This is a genomic window from Bittarella massiliensis (ex Durand et al. 2017) (assembly GCF_009876955.1).
Taxonomy (GTDB): domain Bacteria; phylum Bacillota; class Clostridia; order Oscillospirales; family Ruminococcaceae; genus Bittarella; species Bittarella massiliensis.
In genome coordinates this window covers 20,361-28,357 of record NZ_WWVY01000019.1, presented here as the reverse complement: position 1 = coordinate 28,357, position 7,997 = coordinate 20,361, and the positions used below count along the sequence as shown (strand labels likewise).

The following is a 7,997-nucleotide window of genomic DNA, read 5'->3' as shown; positions in this document are numbered from 1 at the left end:
GCGGGGGCGCGTCCTCCCCCACCACGACCAGGGCCACCCCCTCGCCGCAGAGCTGCCGGTACTGGCTGCAAAACTTCTGCTCAAACCCCAGTCCCGCCAGGATGTGCTTGCCCCCCTGCTCCAGTTCGAGCACGTAGGCGTTCTCCCCCCCGTCGTAGCGGATGTGGGAGCGGGAGAGGATGCAGTCGAGCATCGAGTTGCCCTCTTTGGCGTACTCGGCCACCAGCTCGAAGAGGGCCTCCCCCGGTTCCCCTGCCGGGAAGGTGGGGACGAGGGCCGCCTCGCAGCCCAACTGGCCCTTCAGGTGGTTCTGCAAGAGCTTGCAGGTGGCATAGGGCAGCGGCTGCGCAAAGCGGGCTGCGATTTCCAGCCGGTTCTCCCGGCGGTCCACGGCGATGGAGAGGATGTCGGCGGGGAGGTCTTCCATCTCCCCCCTGGCGATCCCCAGCTGTTCAAAAAAATACTGGCTCAATGGCGGCTTCCTTCCTGGTCACTTCCCGCAGCGCGCGGGGCCGGTTTTTGCTTCACAAAGGGCGGAGGGCCAGAGAGCCCGCCGCCCAACACATCACAGTCGCTCGATCTCCTCCATCAGGGCCGGGAGGATCTGGTCTTCCGGCACCTTGCGGAGGATCTCCCCCTTGCGGAAGAGAAGGCCGCAGCCGTCTCCCCCGGCCACCCCGATGTCGGCCTCTCTGGCCTCGCCGGGGCCGTTGACTGCGCAGCCCATCACCGCCACGGTGATGTCCTTCTCCATCCCCTCCACCAGGCGGTCCACCTCTTTGGCGAGGGAGATCAGGTCTATCTGGGTGCGCCCGCAGGTGGGGCAGGAGACCACCCGCACCCCCTGCTTGCCGATCCCCAGGGCCTTGAGGATGTCCCGGGCGGCCCGCACCTCCTTCACCGGGTCGTCGGTGAGGGAGACGCGGATGGTGTCGCCGATGCCGTCGCAGAGGAGGGAGCCGATGCCGACAGCCGACTTGATGAGGCCCATCCGCTCGGTCCCCGCCTCGGTGACCCCCAGGTGGAGGGGGTAGTCGCAGCGCTGGGACATCAGCCGGTAGGCCTCGATCATGGTGGGGACGCTGGAGGACTTGAGGGAGATGGCGATGTCTGCAAAGCCACACTCCTCCAGCAGGGAGATGTGGTAGAGGGCGCTCTCCACCAGGGGGGGGGGGGGGGGGGCGCCGTATTTCTGCAAGATCTCCTTTTCCAGGGAGCCGCCGTTGACCCCGATGCGGATGGGGACGCCGTGGGCCTTGCAGGCGTCGGCCACCGCCTGCACCCGCTCCCTGCCGCCGATGTTGCCGGGGTTGATGCGGACCTTGTCCACCCCCGCCTCCACCGCCGCCAGGGCCAGCCGGTGGTCAAAGTGGATGTCCGCCACCAGGGGGGTGGGCACCGCCGCCTTGATGGCGCCGATGAGCCGCACCGACTCCCGGTCGGGGACGGCGACCCGGATGATGTCGCACCCCGCCGCAAAGAGGCGCTTGGCCTGCTCTACGTTGGCCTCCACATCCGCCGCCGGGGCGCAGAGCATCGACTGGACGGCGATCTCCTCGCCGCCGCCGATCTTGACCGAGCCGATTTGCAGGGTGCGGGTCTTTTTTCTCTCCATGAGCTTGTCCCTCTTCTATGTAAAATTGGTGCGGGGCCGGTTTCGGTCCCCGCAACTGTGTTCAGCCCACCGGTCAGCGGGCAAATATTCGGGTGATGTCGCTGTAGGTCACAAAGAGCATAAAGCCGATGAGGAGTAGGAACCCCGCCGCGTGGACAAAGCCCTCGTACTTGGCCTTGATGGGCTTGCGGCGGATCGCCTCGATGAGGAGAAAGACCAGCCGCCCCCCGTCCAGCGCCGGGATGGGCAACAGGTTGAAGATGCCCACGTTGATGGTCAGCAGCGCCAGCATGTTGAGGGTGGTCTCCCAGCCCATGCTCACCGCCTGGTTGATGATGTCCACCGTCCCCACCGGGCCGGCCACCTGGGAGATGGGCACGTTGCCGGTGATGAGGTCGAGCAGGGAGACCCAGACCATCTTCCCGATGGAGACGGTCTTGAGGGCCGACTCCTTGAGCACCTCGCCCACCGTTTTGGGGACCCCCAGCACCCAGAAGTCGCGGCTGATAAACTGGTTGCCGTTGTCGTCCTGCGCCAGGGCAAACTGCACCCCGGTGAGGGTGACCTTCTCGCCGTCGCGGAGAACGGTCATGTCCACATAGCCGTCTTTGTCCCGCATCAGCTCAAAGTCGATGTCGTTGGCGATGTAGATGCGCCGGCCGTTGATGGAGAGCACCTCGTCCCCCACCTGCAGCCCCGACTGGGCGCTGAGGGAGGTCTCGTCAAACTTGGCCACCGTGGTGGTGGGCACCAGTTTGGAGGCCGAGGTGAGGATGATGAGGATGACAAAGCCCAGCACCAGGTTCATCAGGGCCCCGGCGATCACCACCAGGATGCGGATCCAGACCGGGCGGCGGGAGAAGGCCCGCTCGTCGGCGCTGTCCTCGTCCTCCCCCTCCATGGCCACGAAACCGCCGATGGGGACCGCCCGCAGGGCATAGGTGGTCTCCCCCTTCTGCCGCTTGAGGAGGGTCGGCCCCATGCCGATGGCAAATTCGTTGACCTTGATCCCCCCGAGTTTGGCGGTGATGAAATGCCCCAACTCGTGGATCATGATGATCAGTCCGAACATCAGGACTGCCAAGAGGATCGAAAAAACGATGTTCATAGTTCACCTTCCAACTGATGAGCGAGGGCCGAAAGCCGCTTTTGGCTACCTCGCCTGTGCGCGGACATAGGCCCGCGCCTGTGCGTCTGTCTGCAGCACATCCTCTAAAGAATATACGTCTGCGCGGGGCACAGTATTCATGGCCCCCCGCACCAGTTCGCCGATCTCCAAAAAGCCGATCTTCCCGTCCAAAAAGAGGGCCACCGCCTCCTCGTTGGCGCCGCTGATGGCGCAGGGGGCGAGTCCCCCCCGCCGGGCCGCCTCGATACAGGTCTTTAGGCAGGTGAAGGTCTCGATGTCGGGCTTGGCAAAGTGGAGGGTCGGATAGTTTGTCAAGGAGAGTTCCTTTACAGGAGATGGGAGCCGCTCCGGGTAGGTCAGGGCGTACTGGATGGGGATGCGCATGTCCGGCACCCCCAACTGGGCCAGCACCGAGTGGTCGTCGAACTCCACCAGGGAGTGGATGACGCTCTCCCGGTGGACGACGATCTCAATTTCGTCCGGGGTCTTGTCAAAGAGCCAGGCCGCCTCGATGAGTTCCAATCCCTTGTTCATCAAGGTGGCGGAATCCACCGTGATCTTGGCCCCCATAGACCAGTTGGGGTGGTTGAGGGCATCCTCGATGCTCACCTTTTCCAGCTCCTCCCGGCCCCTGCCGAAGAAGGGGCCACCCGAGGCGGTGAGGATGACCTTTTTCAGGGCCCTGGCCGAGTGGCGGTCCTGCAGGCACTGAAAGATGGCCGAGTGCTCGCTGTCCACCGGGAGGATGGGGACCCTCTTGGCCCGGGCGGCCTCGGTCACCAGCTTGCCGCCGGCGACCAGGGTCTCCTTGTTGGCCAGGGCCACCGGTTTGCCCGCCCCGATGGCGGCCAGGGTGGGGCGAAGCCCCACCATCCCCACCACCGAGTTGAGGACCACGTCGGCCTCTTCCCGGGCGGCCAGTTCGCAGAGGCCGTCCACCCCCGCCAGGACCTTGGTGTCGGTGTCCCGCAGGGCGTCTCGCAGGGCGCGCGCCGCCCGCTCGTCCACCATGCAGGCGAAGGGGGGGCGGAACCGGCGCACCTGATTTTCCAGCTCTAAAACAGAAGAGTTGGCCGAAAGGCCAACCACTTCATAGCCGTTTTTTTCAATGACGTCCAGGGCCTGGGTGCCGATGGAGCCGGTGGAGCCCAGCACCGTTACTTTTTTAGCGCACATGAAAAAGCCTTCCTTTCGCCCCCGCCCTAGCGCAGGACGATGGGCAGGTAATAGGAGAGCAGCAGCACCGTGGGCAGGGTGAAGATGACGCTGTCAAAGCGGTCCATGATCCCCCCGTGCCCGGGCATGATGGTGCCGTAGTCCTTGATTCCCTGCTGCCGCTTGAGGCTGGAGGCCACCAGGTCCCCCAACATCCCCGCCAGGGCGCCCACGGTGGCCACCACGATCAGGTGGGGATAGGAGATGGGCCCGCCGCCCAAAAAGCGGTGGTAGCCCCAGGCGATGAGGCAGAGGGCCAGCACGTTGGTGAGCAGGCCGCCCAGCGAGCCCTCCACCGTCTTGTGGGGGCTGACGTTGGGGGCCAGTTTGTGCTTGCCGAAGAGCCGGCCCGAAAAATAGGCCCCTGTGTCGGCCAGCCACCCGCAGCCCAGCGCGGCGATCAGATAGAAGAGCCCGTCTTGGGGAAAGACGCTGCGCATGAGCAGGGTGGAGGAGAAGCCGAAGAGGATGGCGATGGTCTCCATGTAGACGATGGCGATACTGGAAAAGGGGATGTCTGCAAAGTGAAAGACCGCAAAGGCCGCCATCCCCGCCGTAAAGACGAAGAGCCCCGCCGTCAGGTGGATGGCCCCGGTGGGGGGTATTTTGTCGTAGAGCAGCACAAAGGCCGCAAAGAGGGCGCACCAGCCGTACATCCCAAATTTGTTGTGCAGTTTCACCGCCCCAAAAATCTCGTGCAGGGCGATGAGGGTGATGAGCAGCACGATGACATTAAAGGCCAGGGTGCCGTAAAAGAGCACGGCGATCGCCAGCAGGACAAGGCCCACCGCCGCGCTGATGATTCTGGTTGCCAAAATTATACCCCTCCAAACCTTCTGTCGCGGTTCTGGTACTCCAGGATGGCGCGGTCCAGGTCGCGGCGGGTGAAATCGGGCCACAGCACATCCATGAACACCAGTTCGCTGTAAGCCGACTGCCAGAGCAGGAAGTTAGAGGTCCGGTACTCCCCGCTGGGGCGGATGATCAAGTCCGGGTCGGGCTGGCCCGCGGTGTAGAGGTGCGCGGAGATGGTGTCCTCGGTGATCTCCCCGGGGGCCAGTTCCCCCCGCTGCACCTGGCCGGCCAGTTCGCGCACGGCGTGGGTGATCTCGGCCCGGCCGCCGTAGTTGAGGGCGATATTGAGGGTCATCTGCTTGCAGTCGCGGCTCTCGTCCTCCAGCTTTTTGATGAGGGCGACAATGTCCGGCGCCAGGGGCGCGGTGTCCCCCAAAATCAGACAGCGCACCTCCTCTTCCCGGTGGTCAAAGGCGTCTTTCAGGTAGCTGCGCAGCAGGTCCATGATGGCCTCCACCTCCTCCTTGGGGCGCTTCCAGTTCTCGGTGGAGAAGGCGTAGACGGTCATGTTTTTGATGCCGATGTCCTTGCAGTAGCGGACCATGTCCCGAAAGGTCTTGGCCCCGGCCCGGTGCCCGGCAGAGCGGGGCAGCCCCCGCCGCTTGGCCCAGCGGCCGTTGCCGTCCATAATAAAGCCGATGTGCTGGGGCAGGTTGTCAAAATCCGGTTTCGCGAGAAGCCGTTTCTTCTTTTGAAAGAACACCGGCTAGATCTCCATGATCTCTTTTTCCTTGGCCTTGGCCGCGGCCTCGGCCTTGTCGCAGTAGGTGTCGGTGAGTTTCTGGATCCCCTTCTCCAGGTCCTTCAGGTCGTCTTCAGACAGCTCTCCCGCCTTCTTCTGGGCCTTGAACTTGTCGATGGCGTCCCGGCGGATGGAGCGGATGGCGACCTTGCACTCCTCCTCCAGCTTGTGGACCGACTTGACGATCTCCTTGCGGCGCTCCTCGGTCAGCGGGGGGAAGGCCATGCGGATGACCTTGCCGTCGTTGTTGGGGGTGATGCCCAAATCGCTGGCGAGGATGGCCTTTTCAATGGCTTTGAGGGTCGAGCTGTCCCAGGGCTGGATCAGCAGGGTGCGGGCGTCGGGGACCGAGACCCCGGCCATCTGGGCGATGGGGGTGGGCACGCCGTAGTAGTCCACCGTCACCTTGTCCAGGACGGCGGGGTTGGCGCGGCCGGCGCGGATGGCGGCGAACTCGCCCTCCATCACGCCGATGGATTTGCCCATCTTCTTCTCGTAAACTGCATACTCTTCTCTCATGAAAAGCTACCTCCTGTGAGGCGGCGGGGCCGCCTGATTATTTTCGGGGGGATCTCTCGCTGCTAGTCCTCGCTGACGAGGGTGCCGATGTCCTCGCCGCAGAGGGCGCGGACGATGTTGTAGGGATCGCTCAAGTCAAAGAGCAGGATGGGGAGACTGTTGTCCTTGCAGAGGGACGCGGCGGTGGAGTCCATGACCCCCAGGGAGTCGGCCAGCACCCGGGAAAACGAGACCCGGTCGAAGCGGACGGCGTCGGGGTACTTTTTGGGGTCTTTGTCGTAGACCCCGTCCACCATGGTGGCCTTGAAGATGACCTCGGCGTTGATTTCGGCGGCGCGCAGGGCGGCGGCGGTGTCGGTGGAGAAGAAGGGGTTGCCGGTGCCGCAGGCCAGGATGACCACCCGCCCCTTTTCCAGGTGGCGCACCGCCCGGTTGCGGATGTAGGGCTCGGCCACCTGCTGCATGGGCAGGGCCGTCTGCACCCGCACCGGCACCCCCTGCTGCTCCAGGCTGTCGGCCAGGGCCAAGGCGTTGATGACGGTGGCCAGCATCCCCATGTGGTCGGCCCGGGTGCGCTCCATCTCGCCGCTGGAGCGGCCCCGCCAGAAGTTGCCGCCGCCCACGACGATGGCCACCTGGCAGCCCAGTTCGGTGCACATCTTGATGTTTTTGCAGATGTCGGTGACGATGTTGTAGTCGATCCCCATCTTTTTATCACCTGCCAGCGCCTCGCCGGACAGCTTCAACAGGATCCTCTTGTACTTCAGTTCCATTGCTTCTCACACACTCCCACCCAGTATATTTCAAACTATATTCTACTCTATTTGCGGCACCAATGTAAAGGGAAAGCGCCCAATTCACAAATCTTTTTCATCCGCCCCCAAGGCCGCTGCGGGGGCGGGCTTGTCCCCCCTCCCCGGGGCCGCAAAAGGGGGAAGGCCCCCGCAGAGGCCTTCCCCACTTCAGTTTTGCTCGGGTTTGATCTTGAAGATCTTCTTCAGAATTTTCGACATGAATTTGGAACTCTTGATCACGACCACCTGCATCAAAAAACCCTCCTGTCAATTCTGCATCAGCAACCCCAGGGCGATGAGCACCAGGGCGATGGCGATGACGGCGGTGCCGGCGGTGAGGCAAAACGACAGCAGCAGCCCCGCTCCCAACGTCACCATAATGAGTTTGATGACCCTGTTCCTGCCGCGCATCCGCCCCACCGCCCTTTCCGCTGTTGTACCAGTATATACAAAAGGGCTGCCGGGGGTTCACTCCCTGGCCAAAACGGCCAGCAAACACCCCTTTTTGACCGCTGCTTTGCAGCTTTTTCCGGTGATCTCGTTGCTGACGCCCAGGGGGAAGTCGGGGGTCAACAGGTGCTCGTACAGGGGGTATTTGACCCCTTGCAGGGTGACCCCCGCCGCCTCGCCCCCATAGGCGAAGAAGGAGAGGTAGCGGTAGTCCTCCCGAGGGATCTCCCGCTCCTCCTCCCACAAAAAGAAGATGCGGTGGCGGTCGTCTTGCAGACAGCCGTCGGCCCCCTGCCGCTTGAGGGCGTAGAGGCTTTGCAGGTTGGCCAGGGTGTGGTCCAGCCGCCCGCCGGTGCAGCCCAGCAGCAAAAAGTCCCGGTAGCCCAGGGCCAGCCCCCGCTTGAGGGCGATATGGGTGTCGGTGTCGTCCTTCACCGGGTCAAAGGCCACCACCTCCACCCCCTCCGGGGGGCTGCTGGCCGAGTCCAGGTCCCCCATCAGCAAGTCGGGGGTCAGGCCCACCCGGCGCAGGTGGTCGATCCCCCCGTCGGCGCAGATGACATAGTCCCGGGTGGGGGCGATCTGTCCCAGGACCTGGTCGCTCTCCAGGGGGGCCGCCCCCACCACCACACAGCGCTCTTTCACCGCTTCTCTCTCCCCTCTCAACCAGTCGGGGGG

At 63.9% G+C, this 7,997-nt stretch carries 10 protein-coding genes; all 10 read right to left on the bottom strand.

The features are described from left to right. Nucleotides 1–472: PolC-type DNA polymerase III N-terminal domain-containing protein (locus GT748_RS14010; RefSeq protein WP_161222370.1), on the bottom strand; the 472-nt coding region annotated here is incomplete at its 3' end. Nucleotides 473–565: 93 nt separating this feature from the next. Continuing rightward, on the bottom strand, nt 566–1,615 hold the full coding sequence (gene ispG / locus GT748_RS14005) for a flavodoxin-dependent (E)-4-hydroxy-3-methylbut-2-enyl-diphosphate synthase (protein ID WP_161222369.1): 1,050 nt from the start codon (nt 1,613–1,615) through the stop codon (nt 566–568). Nucleotides 1,616–1,688: 73 nt separating this feature from the next. Then, a complete protein-coding gene (locus tag GT748_RS14000; protein ID WP_161213296.1) occupies nt 1,689–2,723 on the bottom strand; it encodes a M50 family metallopeptidase in 1,035 nt (344 codons plus the stop codon). A 45-nt stretch (nt 2,724–2,768) separates the two neighbouring features. Then, nucleotides 2,769–3,920 (bottom strand): 1-deoxy-D-xylulose-5-phosphate reductoisomerase, encoded by a 1,152-nt coding sequence (locus tag GT748_RS13995; RefSeq protein ID WP_021658619.1) that lies wholly within the window; start codon nt 3,918–3,920, stop codon nt 2,769–2,771. A gap of 26 nt (nt 3,921–3,946) precedes the next feature. Further along, nucleotides 3,947–4,774 (bottom strand): phosphatidate cytidylyltransferase, encoded by an 828-nt coding sequence (locus GT748_RS13990; protein ID WP_021658618.1) that lies wholly within the window; start codon nt 4,772–4,774, stop codon nt 3,947–3,949. A gap of 2 nt (nt 4,775–4,776) precedes the next feature. Beyond that, on the bottom strand, nt 4,777–5,442 hold the full coding sequence (gene uppS, locus GT748_RS13985) for a polyprenyl diphosphate synthase (protein ID WP_044992068.1): 666 nt from the start codon (nt 5,440–5,442) through the stop codon (nt 4,777–4,779). A gap of 78 nt (nt 5,443–5,520) precedes the next feature. Then, nucleotides 5,521–6,075 (bottom strand): ribosome recycling factor, encoded by a 555-nt coding sequence (gene frr / locus GT748_RS13980; protein WP_021658616.1) that lies wholly within the window; start codon nt 6,073–6,075, stop codon nt 5,521–5,523. A 62-nt stretch (nt 6,076–6,137) separates the two neighbouring features. Further along, the gene (pyrH, locus tag GT748_RS13975; protein ID WP_021658615.1) at nt 6,138–6,848 is read right to left on the bottom strand and encodes a UMP kinase; all 711 of its coding nucleotides are present in this window, start codon (nt 6,846–6,848) and stop codon (nt 6,138–6,140) included. 288 nt (nt 6,849–7,136) lie between these two features. Beyond that, nucleotides 7,137–7,280, bottom strand: coding sequence for a hypothetical protein (locus GT748_RS13970; RefSeq protein WP_021658613.1), 144 nt, complete (start codon nt 7,278–7,280; stop codon nt 7,137–7,139). A 57-nt stretch (nt 7,281–7,337) separates the two neighbouring features. Next, the coding region (locus tag GT748_RS13965; protein ID WP_205301337.1) for a thiamine diphosphokinase at nt 7,338–7,997 on the bottom strand (660 nt) is incomplete at its 5' end.

Bases quoted from the DNA above. Each gene is read 5' to 3' on its own strand.
- ispG (WP_161222369.1), bottom strand. From the start codon at position 1,615: ATGGAGAGAAAAAAGACCCGCACCCTGCAAATCGGCTCGGTCAAGATC.
- GT748_RS14000 (WP_161213296.1), bottom strand. From the start codon at position 2,723: ATGAACATCGTTTTTTCGATCCTCTTGGCAGTCCTGATGTTCGGACTG.
- GT748_RS13995 (WP_021658619.1), bottom strand. From the start codon at position 3,920: ATGTGCGCTAAAAAAGTAACGGTGCTGGGCTCCACCGGCTCCATCGGC.
- uppS (WP_044992068.1), bottom strand. From the start codon at position 5,442: ATGGACGGCAACGGCCGCTGGGCCAAGCGGCGGGGGCTGCCCCGCTCT.
- frr (WP_021658616.1), bottom strand. From the start codon at position 6,075: ATGAGAGAAGAGTATGCAGTTTACGAGAAGAAGATGGGCAAATCCATC.
- pyrH (WP_021658615.1), bottom strand. From the start codon at position 6,848: ATGGAACTGAAGTACAAGAGGATCCTGTTGAAGCTGTCCGGCGAGGCG.
- GT748_RS13970 (WP_021658613.1), bottom strand. From the start codon at position 7,280: ATGCGCGGCAGGAACAGGGTCATCAAACTCATTATGGTGACGTTGGGA.